We start from the raw sequence: 21,736 nt of genomic DNA, 5'->3' as shown, positions 1-21,736 counted from the left end.
GGGCGGAACACCAGGAGACGAACGTGAACACAAGCACCTTTACCCGCCTGGCGGGCGCGGCGGCGTTGGCCGGCCTGCTGTTGTCCGCCGTGCCGCGGTCCGCCGCGGCGGCCGAGCCGCCCACTGTCAGCGTGGGCCTGATCGCGCCCATGTCGGGCATTTATGCCCGCTACGGCCAGGTGATGCGCATGGGCGCCGAGATGGGCGTGAACGACGTCAACGCGCAGGGCGGCATCAAGGCGCTGGGCGGCGCGAAGCTGAAGCTGGTGGTGGTGGACTCGGGCGACACCACCGAGAAGGCGAAGAGCGCGGCCCAGCGCATGGTGGCCGACTATCCCGACCTGGTGGCCGGCACGGGCGCGTACCTCAGTTCGTTCACGCTGGCCGTCACGGAGGTGACGGAGCGCGCCTCGTTGCCGATGCTGACGCTGTCGTACTCCGACCTGATCACTTCGCGGGGCTTCAAATACGTGTTCCAGACCTCGGCGCCCGCGGGCCGGCAGGCCGCGATCGCCCTGCCCAGCATCCTGGACCTGGCGGAAAAGGCATCCGGAAAGCGGCCCAAGACGGTCGCCATTCTCACGGACAACACGGCCGCCTCGCTGTCCACCGTGAAGGCCCTGAAGGAAGGCTTGCTGGAGAAGAACGGCCTGTCGCTGGTGGTGGACGAGACCTTCACGCCGCCGCTGGCCGACGCCTCGTCGCTGATCCAGCGCGTGCGCTCACGCCGGCCCGATCTGGTGTTCTTCCTGCCCACGGTGATCTCGGACGCCAAGCTGATACTGGAGAAGATGAACGAAACCAATGTGCGCGTGCCGGTCATCTCGTTCGGCATCGCCATCGCCGAGCCCGAGGTCTTGAACACGGTGAGCGCGCAGTTGCTCAACGGCGTGATGTCCGCGGTCGGCAACTGGGGCGCCAAGGGCCAGGAAAACCTCATCGCGCGCATGAAGACGGAATACAAGGAGCCGTGGATGACGCAGAACGCCATCTCAACGTACGGCGACATGTGGATCGTCAAGGCCGCGCTGGAGAAGGCGGGCAAGGCGGACCGCCAGTCGGTGGCGCAGGCGTTCCATCAGCTGGACGAAGGTCCCAGCACTCACTACCCGGGCGGCGAGATCAAGTTCGACGAGGCGGGCCATCGCGTGGGCGCCACGCTGACGGTGATCCAGTGGCAGAACGGCGTGCCCGTCACGGTGTTTCCCGAAGCGCAGGCCGTGGCCAAGCCGATCTGGCCCGGCAAGCAATGACCTTTTCCCGCGGCCGTCGCCGCGTTTCACGCATGCACCTGTGGAGTGTGAAGCAATGATCAAGGACCGAGTCGGATTCATCGGGTTGGGCAACATGGGCGGGCGCATGACGCGCCGCCTGCTGGATGCGGGCATCGGCGTGATGGGCTACGACACCGATTCCACGCGCGTCGCCGCGGCCGGAGCCGAAACCGCGGCATCGATGCGCGAGGCGGTGGAATACGCGGACGTGGTGCTGCTGTCGCTGCCCGACAGCCGCGTGGTCGAGGCCGTGGTCGAAGGCGAGGGCGGCGTATTGGCCAGCTGCCGGCGGGGCCAGACCGTGATCGACCTGAGCACGGCGTCGGCCAGCTCGACGCGGCGCCTGTACGCGCGCTTTCGCGAGCGCGGCGTGAACTACATCGACGCCGGCATTTCCGGCGGAGCGGCGGCCGCGGAGAAGGGCACGCTGACGCTGATGGTGGGCGGCGACGCCGATGCCGTCGACGCCATCCAATGGGTGTTCGCGCCCATCAGCGCCAAGGCCGTCACAATGGGCGCCAGCGGCGCGGGCCATACCGCCAAGCTGCTGAACAACTTCCTCAACGCGGTTAGCCTGGCCTCCACGGCCGAGATCATGGTGGCGGGCAAGAAGGCCGGCCTGGACCTGCACAAGCTGCTGGACGTGCTGAACAGCAGCACCGGCGTGAACTTCGCCACGCTCAACCGCTTTCCGCACATCGTCGATGGCAACTATCTGGAAGGCGGGCTGACCAGCAAGCTGATGACCAAGGACGTGGTGCTGTACGTCGACCTGGTGCGCGAACTGGGCGTCGCATCGATGAACGCCTCGGGCCCCATGGCCAGCTTCGGCCTGGCCACGGCGTTGGGCTACGGGGACCAGATCAGCAACCGGGTCGTGGACGCCATCGGCGACGTGTCGGGCGGCGTGCGCCTGAAGGACGCGTGACGGCCGACCCCATGCAACACATGACCGCAGACAGGAGACTCTGATGAAAGTGATACGCGGCAGGGAACCAGGCAGGCCCTCGGACCAGCGCGGCCCGACCTTCACCGGCGTGGTCTGGGCCGACCCGGTGATGCCGACCACGGACAACGTGACCATCAACAACGTGTTCTTCTCGCCGGGCGCACGCACGTACTGGCACACGCATGAGGTGGGGCAGGTGCTGCAGGTGACGGCGGGAAGAGGCTGGATCTGTCTCGAGGGCAGCGCGCCCGAGGAGATCCGCCAGGGCGACATGGTGTGGATAGGGCCCGGCGAGCGGCACTGGCACGGCGCGGCCGCCGACAGCTACCTGGTCCACCTGGCGATCTCGGTCGGCAAGACCGACTGGCAAGAGGAAGTCTCGCAAAACGATTACGCTAGGCCTGGCCGCTGAGTACGGCCCCATCCGTCAAATATTCAGGGAAGAACAACATGATCGTCGAAATGCGCGTCTACCATTGCCTGCCGGGCCGGCTGCCGGCCCTCAACGAGCGCTTCAGCAAGACCACGCTGGGCTTCTTCCAGAAATACGGCATCAGGCAGATCGGCTTCTGGACGACCCTGATCGGACCCAGCAACCATGCGCTGACCTATCTGCTGCAGTGGGAAAGCCTGGAAGAGCGGGAGCGCAAGTGGAATGCGTTCCAGGCGGACCCCGAGTGGATCGCCGCTCGCGCCGCCTCGGAGGCCGAGAAGCCGATCGTCGAGCGGGTGGAGAACAGTTTTCTCGCGCCGACGGCGTACTCGGCGATGCGCTGAGCGTGGCCAGACGTATTGCGGGCCGATAGGGGGGCGAAGCACAGGGGCAGGCGCGTCCCTGGCTCCGTCCGTCATGCTGACGCGTCCAAAACCCGATACGCACATTTACAGGCCTCGTCACACCAAGCAGATACACTGCGGCCTTTCATGGCTTTCAAAAGGCTGAAAAATGGCGGGCAGTAGTTTTTTCGCGGTGTTCGACGACATTGCCATGCTGCTGGACGACGTGGCGGCCATGAGCAAGGTCGCGCTGAAGAAGTCGGCCGGCGTACTGGGCGACGACCTGGCGCTCAACGCGCAGCAGGTCACGGGCGTGCCCATCAATCGCGAGCTGCCGGTGGTGTGGGCGGTGGCGAAGGGTTCGCTGATCAACAAGGTCATCCTGGTCCCGGCCGCGCTGCTGATCAGCGCGTTCGCGCCGTGGCTGGTGACGCCGCTGCTGATGCTGGGCGGAGCCTTCCTGTGCTACGAGGGCTTCGAGAAGGTGATGCACAAGTTCCTGCATGCCAGGGACGTCGAGCATGCGCAGCGCGTGCAGGCCCTGCAGGACCCCAATGTGGACGTCGTGGCCTACGAGAAGACCAAGATCAAGGGTGCGGTGCGGACCGACTTCATCCTGTCGGCCGAAATCATCGCCATCGCACTGGGCGCGGTGGCCGGCGCCAGCCTGGTCACTCAGGCGCTCGTGCTGTCCGGCATCGCGCTGCTGGTCACGGTGGGCGTGTACTGCCTGGTGGCCGGCATCGTGCGGCTGGATGACTGGGGGCTGGCGCTCAGCCAGCGCAGTTCCGCTTTCAGCCGGAGCATGGGGCGCGGCATCGTCGCCGCGGCGCCTTTCCTGATGAAGGCCCTGTCCATCGTCGGCACGGCGGCCATGTTCATGGTGGGCGGCTCGATCCTGGTGCACGGCGTGCCCGCGGTCGCCCATGCCGTCGAGGCGGCGGTGGCCGCCAGCGGGCCCAACGCGTTGGTGCAGGGCCTGGTGAACACCCTGCTGGGGGCGATCGTCGGCGTCGTGGCCGGGGGCATCATCGTCGGCGCATTGGCGCTTGTGAAGAAGGGGCTTGGAAAAGCCGGCTGAGCCGCGTGGCGGCCGTCGACCGTCAGAACGCCACGGCCTGCCGCCCCTTCAGTCCCAAGGCCTGACGCGCTTCATCCGGGGTGGCCGCCTCCAGCGACAGCTCCTGCAGTATCCGCCGTATCCTGGCCACCTGTTCGGCGCACGAGCGCGCCAGTTGCCCCCTGCCCAGGTACAGGCTGTCTTCCAGCCCCACGCGCACATGGCCGCCGAGGATGGCGCCCATTGTCACCAGCGGCATCTGGTGCCGTCCCGCGCCCAGCACCGAAAAGCGGTAGCCGTCTCGTCCGAAGAGCCGGTCGGCGGTGGCCTTCATGGCGACCAGGTTCTCAGGGTCCGGCCCCATGCCGCCGAGGATGCCGAATATGCACTGTATCAGCAGCGGCCCGCTGACCAGTCCTTCGTCGACGAAGTGCGCCAGGTTGTACAGGTGGCCCATGTCATAGCATTCGAATTCGAAGCGCGTGCCGCAATCCTCTCCCAGCACCTTGAGAATGTGCCGGATGTCCCGGAATGTGTTGCGAAAGATCAGGTCCTCCATGCCTTCGATGTACGGACGCTCCCATTCGTGCCGCCATTGCGTGATGCGCCGCGCGGCGGGATGGATGGAGAAGTTCATGGAGCCCATGTTCAACGAACACATCTCGGGCTGGGCGCGCAGCGGATAGGCCAGGCGCTCTTCGAGCGTCATGCGGGTGCTGCCGCCGGTGGTGATGTTGATGACGGCGTCGGTGGCGTCGCGGATGCGCGGCACGAAGGCGTCGAACACGGCGGGGTCGGCCGTGGGCCGTCCGTCGGACGGGTCGCGCGCGTGCAGGTGCAGGATGGCGGCGCCGGCCGCCGCGGCTTCGATAGCCTGTTCGGCGATCTGGTCCGGCGTCAGCGGCAGGTGGGGCGACATGGAGGGCGTGTGGACCGATCCGGTCACGGCGCACGAGATGATGACTCTATCAGGGCTGTTTTTCATGGTGGTGGTCGTCCGGTGTGATGAAGGAGGCGGCGGTGCGTCACACGGCCAGCCATTGCGAGACCATGGCTTCGTTGGCGCTCAATTCGGCGGGGCTGCCTTCGAAGACGACGCGTCCATGCCCCATGACGCAGACGCGGGTCGAGACCTTCAGGGCGATGGTCAGTTTCTGCTCCACCAGGATTACTGACACGCCCTTGCGGTGCATGTCCTGGATGCACTCGCCGACCTGGGCAACGAGCTTCGGCGCCAGGCCTTCAGTGGGTTCGTCGATCAGGATCACCAGCGGATTGCCCAGCAGCGAGCGGCAGATGGTCAACATCTGCTGCTCGCCGCCCGACATGCTGCCGGCCTTGGTGTTGCGGCGTTCCTTCAGGCGCGGGAAGTAGTCGAACATCTCGTCGAGGGTCCAGCGGTGGGCGCCCGGGACGGGCGGCTGCTCGCCCATGCGCAGGTTCTCGTCCACGGTCAGGTTGGCGAAGACCTCTCGTTCTTCGGGTACGTACGAGATGCCGGCGCGGCAGATGGTGTAGGGGCGCGCGCCGGCCAGGTCGCGACCGCGCAGGCGGATGTGACCGCCGCTGGGCGCGACCAGTCCCATGATGGCCTTCATGGTGGTGGAGCGCCCCGATCCATTGCGGCCCACCAGGCTGACCACTTCGTTGTGCGCCAGGCTCAGGTCGACGCCATGCAGCACGTGGCTTTTGCCGTAGTGGGCGTGCAGGCCGCGGACTTCCAGCAGTGCGCCGCTGGCGGTGTCGGAATTCATGCGCTCACCTCGTCGCCAAGGTAGGCCTCGCGCACACCCGCGTCCGCGCGGATCGCTTCCGCTGTGCCGGTGGCGATCACCTGCCCGTACACCAGCACGCTGATGCGGTCGCTCAGCGAGAAGACGACATCCATGTCGTGTTCGACGATCATCAGCGTGCAACCGACGGTCGCCTCGCGTATCAGCTGCGCGGTGTAGGCGGTCTCTTCATTGGACATGCCGGCCATGGGTTCGTCCAGCAGGATCAGGCGCGGTTTCGAGGCCAGCGTCATGGCGATCTCCAGCGAGCGCTGTTCGGAATAGGCCATCTCCGCGGCGATGGCGTGGGCCTTGGCGGTCAGTCGCACCAGCTCCAGCAGGCGCTCGGTCTCGGTGCGGATGCGGCGGTCGCGGTCGATGAAGCGCCAGAAGGCATATTGCAGGCCGTAGGCGCGTATCACCGCCAGGCGCACGTTTTCGTAGGTGCTCAGCCCGGGAAAGATATTGGTTATCTGGAATGAGCGCGCCAGGCCCAGCCGGTTGACGGCCTGCGGCGGCTTGCCGGCGATGTCGCGGCCCTCGAAGCGTATCGCGCCGGCGCTGGGCGCGAGCTGGCCGGATATCAGGTGGAACAGCGTGGACTTGCCCGCGCCGTTCGGGCCGATCAGCGCGTGCCGTTCGCCTTCGCGCACGTCCAGGTCCACGCCGCGGATGATGTCGGTGGGCCCGAATGACTTGCGCAGCCCCTCTAGCACCAGTACGGGTTCGTTCATGCCAGCTCCTGCTCGTCGGGCACGGTGGCCGGCGTGCGGGCCTGCAGCGTCTCCCGTTCAATCAGCGCGGCCAGTAGGCGGCGGCAACAGCACAGCAGCAGGCCGCCCACGCCAAGCAGCAGCAACGGCACGCCCCAGGTCGACACGGCGCCCGGCAGCCAGGCGCGGTCGAACAGCGTGACGGCGGGCCATGCGACCGCGGCATCGGCCGGGATCAGCGCGCGGTAGTCTTGCGAGAAGAGACGTTGCAGCAGCTCGACGAGGAATACCGCGCCGCCCGCCGCCAACGCGGCGCCGCCCACGGCCATCAGCAGCACGGGCGCTGCGCCGAGCCGATGGCGCGCATGCAGCTTCAGCACGGCGGCGACCAGCCCGCTCAGGCCCGTGGGCATGAACATCATGACCAGAACGAAGAGGATGCCCTGGTACAGCAGCCACGAGCGGGTCAGATCGGACACCGCATAGCCGAAGAAAGTCATCAGCGCCGCACCCAGCGCGGGTCCCAGGAAAGCCTGCACGCCACCGATATATGTGTTGAGCACCGCCGCGGCCGACAGCGCGGGATCGAACAGCACGTAGTTGGCCGACTCGTTGGACAGCACCAGCAGGCCGCCGGCCATGCCCGAGAACATGGCGGAGATGGCGAACACCAGGGTGGCCAGCGCGTGCACGTTGTAGCCCAGGAACTTCAGCCGGTGGCTGTTCTCGCGCAGGCCCAGCGTCAGCCTGCCCAACGGCGTGCGCGTGTACAGGTACAGCATGAGCATCGACAGCAGTACCCAGGCCAGCGTCAGGTAGTACACCTGTGTGGTGGAGCCGAAGTCGTAGCCCCACGCGGGCATGCGCATGGTCGAGATGCCCGCCTCGCCGCCGAAGATGCCTTTCAGGTGCGGCGCCAGCGAATGCACGAGTTCGGCGATGGCCAGCGTGATCATCGCGAAGTATGTGCCGGTGCGCTGAGTGGCGAACCACCCGGCGACAGCGCCAAAGGCCAGGCCGCCGAGCGCGCCGGCCAGCGGCAGCAGGGGCGTGGGCAGCAGGCCCGCGCCGTCCAGGGCGTTCATGGCATGGATGGTTGCGAAGGCCCCCACACCGAAGTAGGCCGCGTGGCCGAAGGACAGCATGCCGGCCTGCCCGCACAACAGGTTGTAGGCGCTGGCGAACAGCGCGGCGATCAGCATCTGGATGGCCGCATTCAGCAGTCCTTGGGGCAGCAGCAGGGGCAGGGCGGCCAGCACGGCGACGCCGGCGACGCATGCGATGGGGGCGGTTCTCATCGCATCACCCCTTCTCGCCCATGAGGCCGCCCGGTCGAACCAGCAGGATCAGCAGCATCAGGGCGAAAGGCAAGGTGGCGGCCAGGCTGGACAGCCTGAGGGTCATCAGTCCGCCCATCTCGTGCGCCCATGCGCCCGCACCCACCAGCGAAAGCAGGTCAGCCATGCTGGTGTCCACCGACACAGCCAGCGAGGTCAGTATGCCGATCAGCAGCGAGGCCAGCATGGCGCCGGCCAGCGATCCCAATCCGCCGACCACGACCACCACGAACACCATCACTCCAAGTTCCAGCGCCATGTTCGGATTGGTGGTGTAGAAGGCGCCGGCCACGGCCCCGGCCAATCCTGCCAGCGCCGCCCCGGCCCCGAAGACGGCCATGAACACCAGCGGCACGTTGTGGCCAAGAGCCTCGGCCATGCGCGGCCGGTGGATTGCGGAGCGCACCACGATGCCCACGCGGGTACGCGTCAACACCAGGTAGATGATGACGAACATGGCGATGGCAATGCCGCCCATCAGCAGCCGGTAGGCCGGATACTGCGTGCCGCCGAGGGTGAAGGCAGCGAAGTCCAGGAAGGCCGGCACGCGGTAGTCGACCGGATAGTTGCCGAAGAACAGCTTGATGGATTCGGCGATGATGAAAGACAGGCCGAAGGTCAGCAGCAGCTCGTGGGCATGGCCGTGATGGTGGACGCGGCGCAGGAAGTAGCGCTCGACCGCCACGCCTACCAGCCCGACCAGCAGCGGCGCGGCGACGATCGCAGGCCAGAAGCCCACCGAGCCCTGCAGCGTGTACGCGAAGTAGGCGCCCAGCATGTAGAACGACGCGTGCGCGAAGTTGAGCACGCCCATCATGCCGAAGATGAGGGTCAGACCCGCAGACACCATGAACAGCAGCAGCCCGTAGACGATGCCGTTCAAGAGCGAGAAAAGAAGTTGTTCCATGGGAGTCTTCGGATAGCCGTGGAGGGTGCGCCCCATTCGCCCGCGCATGGCGCGGCCATGCGCCCGCCCGGCGCGGCGGACGGGCGTGTAAGGTCCGCCTAGTCGGGGCGCTTCATCTTGCAGCTGGCCTGTGCCGGCGTGGACGCCTGCTCGGCCGACAGCGTCAGAACGGGCTTGAAGCCCAGTTCGGTTCCGTCCACCTTGTACTTGGCATCGCGCGCCACCACCGACACCACCATGGGCAGTTGCGCCTGGTGGTCGGCGGCGCGCATGCTCATCGGACCCATCGGGGTGTCGATGCGGGCCGTCTCCAGGGCCAGCGCGAAGGTGTTGACGTCCAGCGCGCCCTTGTCGGCCGGGGTGCGCTTCAATGCGTCGGCCACCATCTTCATGCCGTAGACGGTCTGCGGCTCGATGAAGACGGGCGGCCGGCCGGTCCTGGCCTGGTAGTCGGCCACGAACTGTTCGCCCTGTGCGCCGCCGGCCTCGGCATTGAAGGTGTGGACCACGAAGCTGCCCGCCGCCAGCTCGCCGGCATTGGCCAGGTTGCCGGGCTGGTCCAGGTACACGGTGCCGTAGCGCGCCTTCAGGCCCGCGGCCCGGGACGCCTTCATCAGCAGCAGCAGGTCGTTGGACCAGTTGCCGGTGATGACGGTATCGGCTCCCGAGCCGGCGATCTTGGCGACGTAGGGGGCGAAGTCCTGGATCTTGTTCACGTCGTGCAGCGTCTTGTCCACCACGGTATAGCCGCCGGCCTGCTGGTTTTCGACGACGGCGCGTTCCATGTCCTGGCCCCAGGAGTAATTCTGGTTGATGGCGTAGACCCTCGTTCCCAGGGCGCCGGCCTTCTTCATGCCCTCGACCAGCGCGCGCGTGCGCACCTGGGCGTTGCCGGCGAAGCGGAAATGGTAGAAGTTGCACTTCTCGCCGGTCAGCTCCAGCGCCTCTGCGCCCATGTTGATGTAGACCATTTCCTTGCCGGGATTGCGCAGGTTGTGCTTGCGCACGTCTTCCGTGATCTGCCCGCCGATGGCCGACGAGGCGCCCTGCACGACGATCTGCACGCCGTCGGCCGCGGCTGCCTTCAGCTTGTCGGCCGCGCCGGCAGGTCCGCCCTGATTGTCGTACTCCAGCAGCTGGACCGGTTGGCCGTTCCAGCCGCCCTGCGCATTGATCTGGTCCACGGTGTAGCGCACGGCGGCACGGTAGGCCTGCCCCGACGAGGCCTGCGGCCCGGACAGCGTTTCCACCAGGCCGATCTTCACGGGAGCGGCCGCCGCGGGCGCGGCGCAGCACAGGGCCAGTGTGGCCGCCGCGAGTGCTCTGCGATCGTAGGTCTTCATGGTTAGTCTCCTTGTGTTCTGATTGATAAGGGCGCCAGGATCGACCGCGGCGCTAGAGATACTCCAGGTTGCCGTCCACGCTGATCGCCTGGCCGGTGATGTTGCGCGCCGCGGGCGAACACAGGAACAGCGCCATGGCCGCCACGTCGTCCACCGTGACCATGCGGCGCAGCGAGATCTTGCGCAGGTACTCGTCGCGCATGGCCTGCGCCGACACGCCTGCCGCCGCGGCGCGGGCGCCGATCACGCGCTCCATGCGCTCGCCTTCCACGGTGCCCGGCAGGATGGCGTTCACGCGTACGCCCTCGGGACCCAGTTCGATCGCCAGCGATTTCACCAGGCCGACCAACGCCCATTTGGTCGAGGCATACGGCGTGCGCAACGGGTACCCCAGGCGGCCGGCCACCGAGCTCATGGCGATCAGGCAGGGGTTGCTGTCCGAGCGCTTGAGCAGCGGCACGGCCTGGCGGGCGAAATAGAAATGGCTGTTCAGGTTGACGTCCACCGTGCGAGCCCAATCGGACTGCTGCAGCGTTTCGATGGGTCCGGTCGGACCGGCGATGCCTACGTTGCTGACGAGAACGTCCAGGCCGCCCAAGGCGCTGCGCACGTCGTCGAAGACTGCGTCCACGTCCCGCGGCGCCGACGCGTCCGCCAGGGTCGTGGTGATGCCGGGAGCCTCGTCGGTCAGGCGGTCCAGCGCCGCGCGGTCGATATCGCATACGTGCACGCGGCCGCCCACCTCGCGGAACGCGCGTGCCACGGCGGCGCCGATGCCCGCTGCGCCCGCTGTCACCAGTACGCGCAGCCCCGGAACGGGCCGCAATGCATCGATGAGGCTCGTGTACACCCGTGTCTCCTGGTATGTCTGGTGACCAGTCTCGCGGACCTCGTTGCGCAAAGCTATGTGGCTTGTGCATACGCTCGGCGGGTAATTGATATGATCTTTGCACTGTGTCCGGAGGGGCGCGCCGCGCCTACCATCGTTTATCGCCTGTGCTGTCACGCTCCCATGCCCTCGACATCTTCAGAACGGAACCGGACGCCGGCCGCGAGTCCCCATGCGCAGCAACCGCAAGAGGTGGCCGCCGAGCTGCTCGGCCTGCTGCACGGCAACGCCGGCCTGCACGAGTTCGGCAAACGTCTGGCGGCGCTCGAGGGCCTGCCCGACGCGCTGCCCGAGAAGAACGGCCTCATCGAGCTGGCGCGCATGGCCATGGGCCTGCGCAACCGCCTGGAGCAGCACGAGCAGCGCGAGCGCGGCATGCTGGCGGTGATCGAGTCGGCCCAGGACCTGGCCGGCCGGCTGGACCTGTCCGAGCTGCTGCGGGCCATCGTCACGCGCGCACGCGACCTGCTGCGCGCGCACCTGTGCTGGCTCACCATCTACGATGCCGAGGCGGGCGAGTTCAAGGTGGTGGTGTCGGAAGGCGCTATCGCCGCGCGCACCGGGCGGATGACGGCGCGTCGCAACCTGGGTGTGGCCGGCGTGGTGATGTCGACGCGCTTGCCGTTTGCCACGCCGGACTATCTGCACGACAACCGCTTCAGCCACGATCCCGCGCTGGACGACATCTTCCGCGACGAGGGCGTCGCAGCGCTGGTGGGCGCTCCGCTGATCTGGGACGACGCGGTCATCGGGCTGCTGTTCGTGGCGGATCGATATCACCGCACGCACACGGCCCTGAACGTGTCGATCCTTTGCACGCTGGCCACACATGCGGCAGTGGCGATCAACAACGCCAAGGCCTTTTCGGACGCGCAGTCCGCGTTGGAGAAGGCCGACGCCGCACGGGCCGAGCTGGAGCGGCACGCCAGCGACGTGCAGGGAGCGGTGGAGGCGCACGAGCGCCTGACGTCGCTGCTGGCGCGCGGGGCATCGCTGGACGAACTGTGCCAGTCGATCGCGGAGCTTCTGCAGGGCTGCGTCCTGGTGCTGGACGAGATGCACCACGTGATCGGCAGGGCCAGCGCGGCGGGCTACGCCAGCGAAGCCGCCGAGGCCTATGCGCCGCATGGCCCGCACAGCGCCGCCCTGACTCGCGCGCTGCGCGAGAGCCGCCGCGCCGGCCGCTCCATGCTGGCCTATGACAGCGATGGCGAACAATGCCGCGCCATCGCGGTGATCGGAGGCGAGGGCGTGCTCGGAGCCATCCTGCTGTTTCGGCGCCACGAGATGCGCGACATTTCCGTGCGGACTTTCGAACGCTCGTCCAGCGTGATAGGAATCGTGCTGCTTTCACAAGAACGCATGGAGGCCAGCCATAGCCGCGACGTATCCGAGCTGCTGCGCTCGCTCGTCTCGCCGCGGCAGGGCGAGCATGCGCTGGCGCGCGACCGCGCGAGCCGCCACGGGCTCGATCTGGCGCAGCCGCTGGCGCTCATGCTCGTCGAGGCGGACGGCCACGAACCCGGCTTCCTGGCCAGGCGACTGCGCGCCGGCCTGGCCTTGCCCGGACTGGTGCTGGACGAGATCGACGGGCTGCTGGCGTTCGTCTGCGCGGCCGAGCGCGCGCCCGCGCTGCAAATCGCCTTTGCGGAGATCGGCCGGCGCGACCTGGCCAACGCGTATCGGGGGGTGATCTCCCGGCCGGCACGCAGCGTGGCGGAACTTCCGGGGCTGTACGCCGCGCTGCGCCGCGCGCTGCCCGTGGCGGGCCGCCTGGGCATGCAGGGCGGCATCCTGGGCCAGAACGAACTGGCGCTGTACTCGGTGCTGTTCGAGACGCAGGACCGCGCCAGCCTGGCGACGTTCCTGGATTCGACCATCGGCCCGGTGCTGCAGCACGATCGTCGGCGCGGCACGACGCTGGCGGAAACGCTGCTGGCGTACTTCGACGGCGGCCAGAATGCCAGGGCCACTGCCGCGCGCCTGGGCATCCACGTCAACACAATGCGTCAACGGCTGACGACTCTGGAGACACTGGCCGGTCCCTGGAACGACAGCCGTCGCGGGCTGGAGATCCACGTGGCGCTTCGGCTGTGGCGGATTGGCGCCGATGACGGCTGAGACAGCCTGCGGGCCTGGCCGCTATGTCGCGGCCGGGCGATGGGCCGCCTCGAGCACCAGCCCGCGCAACGCCTGCGCCGCGGGCGACAGCGGCCGGTTGCGCAGCGTCATCAAAAAATAGGGCGACACGCGCATGTCGCCGCCCAGGGGCAGCACGGCGAACGCGCCGCCCATGTCCCGCTTCGTCAACAGGTCCGCCACTTCTTCCGACAAGGCGGCGATGGCGTCGGTCGCGCGCAGGTAGGCAAGCGTAAAGACCAGTGAAGGCGAGTTCACGATGTTGCGCGGTTCGCGCAGCCCCAGTTCGCCGAACGATTCGAGCGTGGTCTCCCGGATCGGGTTGCCGCGCGCCTGCATGATCCATTCGTATTCGGCGAGGTCGCCCAGCTGCACCGGCCGCCGGCGGGACAAAGGGTGCGCGCGCCGCACGACCACCGCCACCTTTTCGTCGCGCATGGGCTGCAGGGTGTAGTCCTGGCTGTCGAATTCGGGCAGCAGCCGAGCCAGCGCGAAATCGAGTTCGCCCTTGGACAGATGCTGGACCAGGTCTCGGGACGGCAGGACCTCGACGGTGACGGCGGCGGTTGGACTCGTCTGCTTGAAGGCTCGGATGGCGTCGACCAGCACGCCGGCGGCGGGACCGGTCACTGCGCCGATTCTGACCTCGCCGCCGGCGCCCGAGCGATAGACGTCGATGTCTTCGCTCAGGCTCTGCAGTTCGCGCAGCAGCGCTCGTGCACGGCGTATCACCAACTGACCCAGTTCGGTGGGCACCATGCCCTTGGCATGCCGATGAAACAGCGCCCCGCCTGCCGCCGCCTCCATGTCGGCCAGCATCCGCGATGCGGCGGGTTGGGACATTGCCACCTTCCGCGCGGCGAGCTGCAGCTGGTTCAGGTCTGCGATCGCGGCGACCAGTTGCATCTGCGTGGGCTTGAGCGAGAAACGGGGGCGCGTATGCATGATTATTTTGGTATGCAGTCAGGCATAAATAGCATTTTACTGTTATACGGCTCGCAGCGTAGGATTGCTGGCACCGGCTGTCCGCCGACGGCCATGGAGGCGTGTGGAACATACCCCGCCCCGCCAAAAAAAGGAGAGAGACATGTTCAAGTCAACGCTGGCCGCCGTGTTGGCGGCCGGGGCGGCATGCGTGGCTTCAGCCGCCGCCGCCGCGACGGTCGGCATCGCCATGCCGACCCAGTCGTCCCCGCGCTGGATCGCGGATGGCAACGCCATGGTCAAGCTGTTCCAGGAGGCGGGCTACGACACGCAGCTGCAGTTCGCCGAGGACGACATCCCGAACCAGTTGGCCCAGATCGAGAACATGATCACCCGCGGTGTCGACGTGCTCGTCATCGCTGCCATCGATGGCAGCGCACTGACCAGCGCGCTGGAGAACGCGGCGGCTGCCGACGTCAAGATCGTGGCCTACGACCGCCTGATCCGCGGCACTGAGCACGTGGACTACTACGCCACGTTCGACAACTTCAAGGTGGGCGTGCAGCAGGCGCAGTCCCTGGTGCAGGGACTGAAGCAGCGCTTCGGCGACGTCAGGCCATGGAACGTCGAACTCTTCGGCGGCAGTCCGGACGACAACAACGCCTATTTCTTCTACGACGGCGCCATGTCCGTGCTCAAGCCGCTGATCGACGCGGGCGACATCCGGATCGCGTCGGGCCAGACGGGCATGTCGAAAGTCGGCACCATGCGGTGGGATGGAGCCGCGGCGCAGGCCCGCATGGACAACCTGCTGTCCTCCGCCTACACGGACAAGCGCCTGCAGGGTGTGCTGTCGCCCTACGACGGCATGTCCATCGGCATCCTCTCCTCGCTGAAGGGCGTGGGCTACGGCTCGGCAGGGCAGCCCATGCCGGTGGTCACCGGGCAGGATGCGGAGCGGCCGTCGATCAAGTCGATCCTGGCGAAGGAACAGTACTCCACCATCTTCAAAGACACCCGGGAGCTGGCCAAGGCCGCGGTCGGCATGGTCGACGCCATGCTCAAGGGCGGCAAACCCAAGGTCAACGACACCAAGACCTACGACAACGGCGTGAAGGTCGTGCCCGCGTTTCTGCTGCAGCCCACGGTGGTCGACGCGGCGAATTGGGAAGATGTGCTGGTTCGCTCGGGCTACTACACCAAATCCGATCTCCAGTAGGCCGCGACCATGGCCTATCTGCTCGAGATGCGCGCCATCACGAAGACCTTTCCGGGCGTGAAGGCGCTGAACCGGGTCAGCCTCGCCGTCAGGCAGGGCGAGATTCATGCGATCTGCGGCGAGAACGGCGCCGGAAAGTCCACGCTGATGAAGGTGCTGTCGGGCGTATACCCCCACGGCTCCTACGACGGCGATATCGTCTACGACGGCGAGGTCGTGCGCTTTCGCTCGATCCGCGACAGCGAGTCGCGCGGCATCGTCATCATCCATCAAGAGCTCGCGCTGGTGCCCCAGTTGTCGATCGCCGAGAACCTTTTCCTCGGCAACGAGCGGGCGGCGGGCGGCGTGATCTCGTGGCACGAGACGTTCCGCCAGGCCGGCGCGCTGTTGTGCAAGGTCGGACTGGCCGACCCGCCCGGCACCGTGGTCGGCACGCTGGGCGTGGGCAAGCAGCAACTGGTGGAAATCGCCAAGGCGCTGTCCAAGGACGTGCGGCTGCTCATCCTGGACGAGCCCACGGCGGCATTGTCCGAAGCCGACAGCCAGGCCTTGCTCGACTTGCTGCTGGGGCTGAAGGCGCAGGGAATCACGTCGATCATCATCAGCCACAAGCTGAACGAGGTGCGGCGCGTCGCCGACCGCGTCAGCGTGATACGGGACGGCACGACCGTCTCGACCCTGGACGCCGAGGCGGGGCCACTGTGCGAGGATCGCATCGTTCGCGACATGGTGGGGCGCGACCTGTCGCAGCGCTATCCGCCGCGCGAGCGCCGGGCCGGCGCAGCGGTGTTCGAGGTGCGCGACTGGAACGTCTGGCACCCCAGGCAACCCGGCCGGCAGATGATCCGCAGCGTCTCGCTCACCGTGCGCGCGGCGGAGGTCGTGGGCATCGCCGGGCTGATGGGGGCCGGCCGCACCGAGCTTGCCCTGTCGCTGTTCGGGCGCAGCTACGGCCGCGACATCTCGGGCGAGGTGCGGGTGCGGGGACGGCCGGTCGACGTATCGGACGTGCCCCGCGCCATCGAGGCCGGCATGGCCTACGTCACCGAGGACCGCAAGTCGCTGGGTCTGCTGCTGGAGGATTCGCTGTTGCGCAACGTGACGCTGGCCGGACTGCGGCGGGTGTCGCGGGCCGGCGTACTCGATCGCCGCCGCGAGATTGCGGTGGCCGAGAGGTACCAGGCCGCCATGCGCATTCGCACGCCCTCGGTATTCCAGAAGGTGGGCCATCTGTCGGGCGGCAATCAGCAGAAGGTGGTGCTGTCCAAGTGGCTGTTCACCGAGCCCGACGTGCTGATCCTGGACGAGCCCACGCGCGGCATCGACGTGGGCGCGAAGTACGAGATTTACGGAATCATCAATGAACTCAGCGCCCAGGGCAAGGCAGTGCTCATGATTTCGTCGGAGCTGCCGGAGCTGCTTGGCATGTGCGACCGCATCTACGTGATGAACGAGGGCGCGTTCGTGGGGGAGCTCGATGCCGAGCAGGCGACCCAGGAACGCATCATGTCGCTCATCGTCCGGGACCAGGAGCAGGCAGCATGAGTACATCCATCATCCAGCGCGAGCCGGGCGACCGCCGGATCGGCGCCTATCTTTCGAGCCACGTGCGCGACTACGGGCTGCTGGTGGCGCTGGTCGCCATCCTGGCCCTGTTCCAGGTGCTGACCGACGGCACCCTGATGCGGCCTGTCAACATCACCAATCTGCTGCTGCAGAACAGCTACATCGTCATCATGGCGCTGGGCATGCTGATGGTGATCGTATCCGGCCACATCGACCTGTCGGTCGGATCGGTGATGGGATTCATCGGGGCGCTGTCCGCCGTGCTCATCATTCAGCTGGGCTGGCCTGTCTGGACTGCGGTGCCCGCCTGCCTGGCGGCCGGCATGGCCATCGGCGCGGCCCAGGGGTACTTCATCGCGTTCTGGAAGATTCCCGCCTTCATCGTGACCTTGGCCGGCATGCTGATATTCCGCGGCCTGTCGCTGTGGCTGCTGGAGGGCCAGTCCGTCGGCCCGTTCCCGCGCGAGTTCCAGCTGCTGTCCACGGGCTTCGTGCCTGACCTGTTCGGCGCGGGCAAGCCCAATCTCACGGCCCTCGCCGTCGGCCTGGCCAGCGTGGCGCTGCTCGTCCATCTGTCGCTGCGCACCTGGTCCCGCAACCGCCGCTATGGCATGGACGTCGAGCCCGCGGCATTCCTCGCAGCGCGCCTGCTGATCGTCTCGGCGGCCATCTTGTTCGTCACATGGAAGCTCGCGGGTTTCCGAGGTCTGCCCAACGTGCTGGTCTCGATGGCGGTGCTGACCGCGGTGTACGTCTTCATCACTGAAAGGACCACGCTGGGGCGGCGCATCTACGCGCTGGGCGGCAACGAGAAGGCTGCGCGCATCTCGGGCATCAAGACCGAGCGGCTGACCTTCCTCACGTTCGTGAACATGGGCTTGCTGGCGGCGTTGGCCGGGCTGATCTTCGCGGCGCGGCTGAACACCGCCACGCCTCGTGCCGGCTTCGGGCTCGAGCTGGACGTGATCGCGGCGGTGTTCATCGGCGGCGCCTCGGCATCGGGCGGCACGGGCAAGATCATCGGCGCCGTAGTGGGCGCCTTCATCATGGGCGTCATGAACAACGGCATGTCCATCCTGGGCATCGGTATCGATTACCAGCAGGTGATCAAGGGATTCGCGCTGCTGGCCGCCGTGTTCTTCGATGTCTACAACCGACGCAGACAGGGCTGATCATCATGTTCATTTCCCAGATCCGAACCGAACAGGGCGCGCGCGCCGTCGTGGCGCGCGAGGGCGACGCCGCCCACGTCGTGCCCGGGGCTGCCAGTGTTCTCGAGCTGGCCCGCGCGGCATGGGCCTCCGGTCGCAGCCTGGCCGACGAAATCCGCTCGCGCGGGCGCGCCCAGGCGGTAGACCTGGCCGAGGCGTTGCGGCAGGGGCGCGTGCTGGCCCCGGTCGATCATCCGGATCCCGCGCACCTGCACCTGACCGGCACGGGCCTGACGCACCTGGGCTCGGCAGCCACGCGCGACGCGATGCACGCCGCGCAGACCCAGCAGATGCCGCAGACAGACTCGATGCGCATGTTCCACATGGGAGTGGAGGGCGGCAAGCCCGCGGCCGGCATGGTGGGCGTCCAGCCCGAATGGTTCTACAAGGGCAACGGCCATGCCGTGACGGCGCCCGAGGCAGCCCTGGCATCGCCCGCATTTGCGCTGGACGGGGGCGAGGAACCCGAGGTCGCGGGCATCTACTGGATCGCCGACGACGGCACGCCCTGCCGCCTCGGCTTCGCGCTGGGCAACGAGTTTTCCGATCACGTCATCGAGCGCGGCAATTATCTGTGGCTGGCACATTCCAAACTACGCCCCGCGAGCTTCGGGCCCGAGTTGCTGCTGGGGGAGTTGCCCGCCCACGTCGAAGGCGTATCGCGCGTGCGCAGGCGAGGCGAGGTGATCTGGGAGCAGGCTTTCGTGTCGGGCGAGGCCAACATGAGCCACAGCGTGGCGAACCTGGAGCACCATCATTTCAAGTATGGGCTCTTCCGACGTCCCGGCGACGTGCACGTTCATTTCTTCGGCACGGCGACGCTGTCCTTCGCCGACGGCATCCGTACCGAGGACGGCGACGTCTTCGAGATCGACGCGCCGCAGCTCGGCCTGCCGCTACGCAATGCGGTGGCGGCATCACGCGATCCGGACGCGCTGGTTCGGGTCAAGCCGCTGTAAGGAGACATCCATGACCTTCAAGCCCGCCGCGTGGCCGCGCCCGCTGCGTTCGCAGCATTGGTATGGCGGCAATACGCGCGACGTCATCTATCACCGGGGCTGGCTGAAGAACCAGGGCTATCCGGACGACCTGTTCGACGGTCGCCCCGTCATCGGCATCCTCAACACGTGGTCCGACCTCACTCCCTGCAACGGACACCTGCGCGAACTGGCCGAGAAGGTCAAGGCAGGCGTGTGGGAGGCTGGCGGTTTCCCGCTGGAGGTGCCGGTCTTTTCGGCATCCGAGAACACCTATCGCCCCACCGCGATGCTGTATCGCAACCTTGCCGCCATGGCGGTCGAGGAGACGCTGCGGGGCCAGCCCATCGACGGCGCCGTGCTGCTGGTCGGCTGCGACAAGACCACGCCGTCCCTGCTGATGGGGGCGGCTTCCACCGACATTCCGTCCATCGTGGTGACGGGCGGGCCGATGCTCAACGGCCACTTCCACGGCGAACGTGTGGGATCCGGCACGCACCTGTGGCGCTACTCCGAGGCCGTGAAGGCGGGCGAGATGAGCCAGGAAGAATTTCTCGAGGCCGAGCAGTCCATGTCGCGGTCCTCCGGCACGTGCAATACCATGGGCACGGCCTCGACCATGGCGTCCATGGCCGAGGCGCTGGGGATGGCGCTGTCGGGCAATGCCGCGATCCCCGCCGTCGACAGCAGGCGGCGCACTCTCGCGCACCTATCGGGGCGGCGCATCGTGCAGATGGTCAAGGACGACTTGAAGCCGTCGGACGTCATGACGCGGCAGGCATTCGAGAATGCCATCCGCACCAATGCCGCGATCGGCGGCAGCACCAACGCCGTCATACACCTGCTGGCGATCGCAGGACGCGTCGGCGTGGGCCTGACGCTGGACGACTGGGACCGCCTGGGACGGGATGTGCCGACGATCGTGAACCTCATGCCCTCGGGCGAATACCTGATGGAAGAGTTCTTCTATGCCGGAGGGCTGCCCGTGGTGCTGCGGCGGCTGGGGGAAGCGGGCCTGCTGCACAAGGAGGCCCTGACCGTGTCGGGCGGTGCGATATGGGAGGAAGTCCGGAGTGTTCGAAACTGGAACGAGGCAGTAATACTTCCAGAAGGCAAGGCACTGGCCGACTCGGGCGGCATCGTCGTGCTCAAGGGCAACCTGGCGCCGAACGGCGCTGTGCTCAAACCCTCGGCCGCCAGCCCGCACCTGATGGTGCACCGGGGACGCGCGGTCGTCTTCGAGGACATCGACGACTACAAGGTCCGCATCAACGACGAATCGCTGGACATCGACGAAACCTGCATCATGGTGCTGAAGAACTGCGGGCCGCGGGGCTATCCGGGCATGGCAGAGGTGGGCAACATGGGCCTGCCGCCGAAGGTACTGCGCAAGGGCATCACCGACATGGTGCGGATCTCGGATGCCCGCATGTCCGGAACGGCCTATGGCACGGTCGTGCTGCATGCATCGCCCGAGGCGGCGGCTGGTGGCCCGCTTGCCGTGGTTCGCGATGGCGACATGATAGTGCTGGACGTACCCGCCCGCGCGCTGGTGCTCGAGGTCTCCGACGAAGAGCTGGCCGCCCGTCTGGCGACGCGACGGTCGGTCCATCCGTCGGCAGCCTCCGGCTACGTCTGGCTGCATCAGCAGCACGTGGGCGGCGCCGATACCGGCGCGGACCTGGATTTCCTGAAGGGCTGCCGCGGGTCGGCGGTAGGCAAGGAGGCCCATTGATGAAGATTGCGCTAGTGGGGGTCGGCAGGATCGCGCAGGCTCAGCACGTGCCGGCCCTGCAGGCATCGCCGCACTGGAGCCTGGCGGCGACGGTTTCGCTCGGGGGCAGTGTGCCGGACGTGCCGGCGTACACGGATTTCACGCGCTTCCTGTACGAGAATCCTGACGTTCCGGTCGTGTCCCTCTGCGTGCCGCCCGTCCCGCGATTCCAATATGCCCGCCAGGCGCTCGAGGCGGGGCGCCATGTCATGCTCGAGAAGCCGCCCGGCGCCACCCTGGCCGAGGTAGAGATACTGGCGTCCCTGGCCCGGCGGCGCGGCCTGGCGCTGTACGCCACCTGGCATTCGCGCATGGCCTATGCCGTCGCGCCCGCGAAGGCGTGGCTGCGCGACAAAACGGTATCCGCGGTGCGGGTGGTGTGGAAGGAAGACGTGCGGCACTGGCATCCCGGCCAGCACTGGGTGGCGCAACCAGGCGGCATGGGCGTGTTCGACACGGGCGTCAATGCGCTTTCCATTCTTACCGATGTATTGCCCGAACCGATCTACCTGCAGTCGGCCGAGCTCGACGTCCCCGCGAACTGGCACGTCCCCATCGCAGCCCGTCTGAGCTTCTCCGGCAATGTGCATGCGCAACTGGACTGGCGCCAGACCGGGCCGCAGACCTGGGACATCGAGATCGACACGGACGGGGGCGCTCTCGCCCTGCGCATGGGCGGCAACGTACTCGAGATCGGGGGCAAGGCGGTCACGGGCCAGTACAGTGTCATGGGAGAATATCCCGCGCTGTATGCGCGCATGGCTCAGCTCGCTGCGCGGGGCGAGGTCGAGGTCGACCTGACGCCCATGGTGCACGTGGCCGATGCGTTCAGCCTGGGCAGGCGCACCGTGATCGCGCCGTTCGCACTATAGCCTCGTACCCGACCGCGCCATTGCCGACACCGC

Annotated in this window: 20 protein-coding genes; 12 read left to right on the top strand and 8 right to left on the bottom strand. The window is 67.3% G+C overall.

The genetic code is table 11. From position 1 onward, the window contains the following. Nucleotides 1–23 precede the first annotated feature (23 nt). From CAL15_RS12940 to CAL15_RS12920, 5 genes are all read left to right on the top strand, one after another. The gene (locus tag CAL15_RS12940) at nt 24–1,253 is read left to right on the top strand and encodes an ABC transporter substrate-binding protein (protein WP_086078970.1); all 1,230 of its coding nucleotides are present in this window, start codon (nt 24–26) and stop codon (nt 1,251–1,253) included. Between the two features lie 55 nt (nt 1,254–1,308). Beyond that, on the top strand, nt 1,309–2,202 hold the full coding sequence (locus CAL15_RS12935; protein ID WP_086078969.1) for an NAD(P)-dependent oxidoreductase: 894 nt from the start codon (nt 1,309–1,311) through the stop codon (nt 2,200–2,202). A 43-nt stretch (nt 2,203–2,245) separates the two neighbouring features. Further along, entirely contained in the window at nt 2,246–2,635 is a 390-nt protein-coding gene (locus tag CAL15_RS12930) for a cupin domain-containing protein (protein ID WP_086078968.1), read from the top strand. Between the two features lie 38 nt (nt 2,636–2,673). After that, nucleotides 2,674–3,000: an NIPSNAP family protein gene (locus CAL15_RS12925; protein ID WP_086078967.1), complete on the top strand. Its 327-nt coding sequence runs from the start codon at nt 2,674–2,676 to the stop codon at nt 2,998–3,000. A 169-nt stretch (nt 3,001–3,169) separates the two neighbouring features. Next, nucleotides 3,170–4,081 carry a DUF808 domain-containing protein gene (locus tag CAL15_RS12920; protein ID WP_086078966.1) on the top strand — a complete coding sequence of 304 codons (912 nt, stop codon included), beginning with the start codon at nt 3,170–3,172 and terminating at the stop codon, nt 4,079–4,081. A gap of 22 nt (nt 4,082–4,103) precedes the next feature. Here the strand turns inward: CAL15_RS12920 and CAL15_RS12915 are convergent, their stop codons facing one another. The 7 genes from CAL15_RS12915 to CAL15_RS12885 form a co-directional block, all read right to left on the bottom strand. Continuing rightward, a complete protein-coding gene (locus CAL15_RS12915; RefSeq protein ID WP_086078965.1) occupies nt 4,104–5,045 on the bottom strand; it encodes a 3-keto-5-aminohexanoate cleavage protein in 942 nt (313 codons plus the stop codon). A gap of 40 nt (nt 5,046–5,085) precedes the next feature. Continuing rightward, a complete protein-coding gene (locus CAL15_RS12910) occupies nt 5,086–5,814 on the bottom strand; it encodes an ABC transporter ATP-binding protein (protein ID WP_086078964.1) in 729 nt (242 codons plus the stop codon). Continuing rightward, a complete protein-coding gene (locus tag CAL15_RS12905) occupies nt 5,811–6,566 on the bottom strand; it encodes an ABC transporter ATP-binding protein (RefSeq protein WP_086078963.1) in 756 nt (251 codons plus the stop codon). The genes CAL15_RS12910 and CAL15_RS12905 overlap by 4 nt, the downstream gene beginning before the upstream one ends. Then, nucleotides 6,563–7,843 (bottom strand): branched-chain amino acid ABC transporter permease, encoded by a 1,281-nt coding sequence (locus tag CAL15_RS12900; protein ID WP_086078962.1) that lies wholly within the window; start codon nt 7,841–7,843, stop codon nt 6,563–6,565. The genes CAL15_RS12905 and CAL15_RS12900 overlap by 4 nt, the downstream gene beginning before the upstream one ends. A gap of 4 nt (nt 7,844–7,847) precedes the next feature. Next, entirely contained in the window at nt 7,848–8,789 is a 942-nt protein-coding gene (locus CAL15_RS12895) for a branched-chain amino acid ABC transporter permease (RefSeq protein ID WP_086078961.1), read from the bottom strand. Nucleotides 8,790–8,887: 98 nt separating this feature from the next. Further along, complete coding sequence (locus CAL15_RS12890; RefSeq protein ID WP_086078960.1) at nt 8,888–10,132, bottom strand: branched-chain amino acid ABC transporter substrate-binding protein; 1,245 nt, start codon at nt 10,130–10,132, stop codon at nt 8,888–8,890. Nucleotides 10,133–10,184: 52 nt separating this feature from the next. Further along, entirely contained in the window at nt 10,185–10,982 is a 798-nt protein-coding gene (locus CAL15_RS12885; protein WP_086078959.1) for an SDR family oxidoreductase, read from the bottom strand. A 231-nt stretch (nt 10,983–11,213) separates the two neighbouring features. On the opposite strand from CAL15_RS12885, the gene CAL15_RS12880 reads away from it, so the two are divergent. After that, nucleotides 11,214–13,142 (top strand): helix-turn-helix domain-containing protein, encoded by a 1,929-nt coding sequence (locus CAL15_RS12880; RefSeq protein ID WP_232467957.1) that lies wholly within the window; start codon nt 11,214–11,216, stop codon nt 13,140–13,142. Between the two features lie 21 nt (nt 13,143–13,163). Here CAL15_RS12880 and CAL15_RS12875 read toward each other — a convergent pair whose 3' ends face one another. Then, nucleotides 13,164–14,105, bottom strand: a complete 942-nt coding sequence (locus CAL15_RS12875; protein ID WP_086078957.1) for a LysR substrate-binding domain-containing protein — start codon at nt 14,103–14,105, stop codon at nt 13,164–13,166. Nucleotides 14,106–14,247: 142 nt separating this feature from the next. Between CAL15_RS12875 and chvE the strand changes: the two genes are divergently transcribed. From chvE to CAL15_RS12845, 6 genes are read left to right on the top strand one after another with little or no spacing between them, the layout of a single operon-like run. Continuing rightward, nucleotides 14,248–15,303, top strand: coding sequence for a multiple monosaccharide ABC transporter substrate-binding protein (gene chvE, locus CAL15_RS12870; protein ID WP_086078956.1), 1,056 nt, complete (start codon nt 14,248–14,250; stop codon nt 15,301–15,303). 9 nt (nt 15,304–15,312) lie between these two features. After that, nucleotides 15,313–16,848 carry a multiple monosaccharide ABC transporter ATP-binding protein gene (mmsA, locus tag CAL15_RS12865; protein WP_086078955.1) on the top strand — a complete coding sequence of 512 codons (1,536 nt, stop codon included), beginning with the start codon at nt 15,313–15,315 and terminating at the stop codon, nt 16,846–16,848. Then, on the top strand, nt 16,845–18,041 hold the full coding sequence (mmsB, locus tag CAL15_RS12860; protein ID WP_086078954.1) for a multiple monosaccharide ABC transporter permease: 1,197 nt from the start codon (nt 16,845–16,847) through the stop codon (nt 18,039–18,041). Before mmsA ends, mmsB begins: the two co-directional genes overlap by 4 nt. Nucleotides 18,042–18,046: 5 nt before the next feature. Further along, nucleotides 18,047–19,039 (top strand): AraD1 family protein, encoded by a 993-nt coding sequence (gene araD1 / locus CAL15_RS12855; RefSeq protein ID WP_086078953.1) that lies wholly within the window; start codon nt 18,047–18,049, stop codon nt 19,037–19,039. Nucleotides 19,040–19,049: 10 nt separating this feature from the next. Further along, nucleotides 19,050–20,792: an L-arabinonate dehydratase gene (araD, locus tag CAL15_RS12850; protein WP_086078952.1), complete on the top strand. Its 1,743-nt coding sequence runs from the start codon at nt 19,050–19,052 to the stop codon at nt 20,790–20,792. After that, on the top strand, nt 20,792–21,703 hold the full coding sequence (locus CAL15_RS12845; protein ID WP_086078951.1) for a Gfo/Idh/MocA family protein: 912 nt from the start codon (nt 20,792–20,794) through the stop codon (nt 21,701–21,703). The genes araD and CAL15_RS12845 overlap by 1 nt, the downstream gene beginning before the upstream one ends. Nucleotides 21,704–21,736: the final 33 nt, after the last annotated feature.

Origin of the sequence: Bordetella genomosp. 13 (genome assembly GCF_002119665.1) — a bacterium.
GTDB lineage: Bacteria > Pseudomonadota > Gammaproteobacteria > Burkholderiales > Burkholderiaceae_B > Bordetella.
Note: the sequence above shows the minus strand (reverse complement) of the source record. Positions and strands in the feature narration are given on the sequence as shown.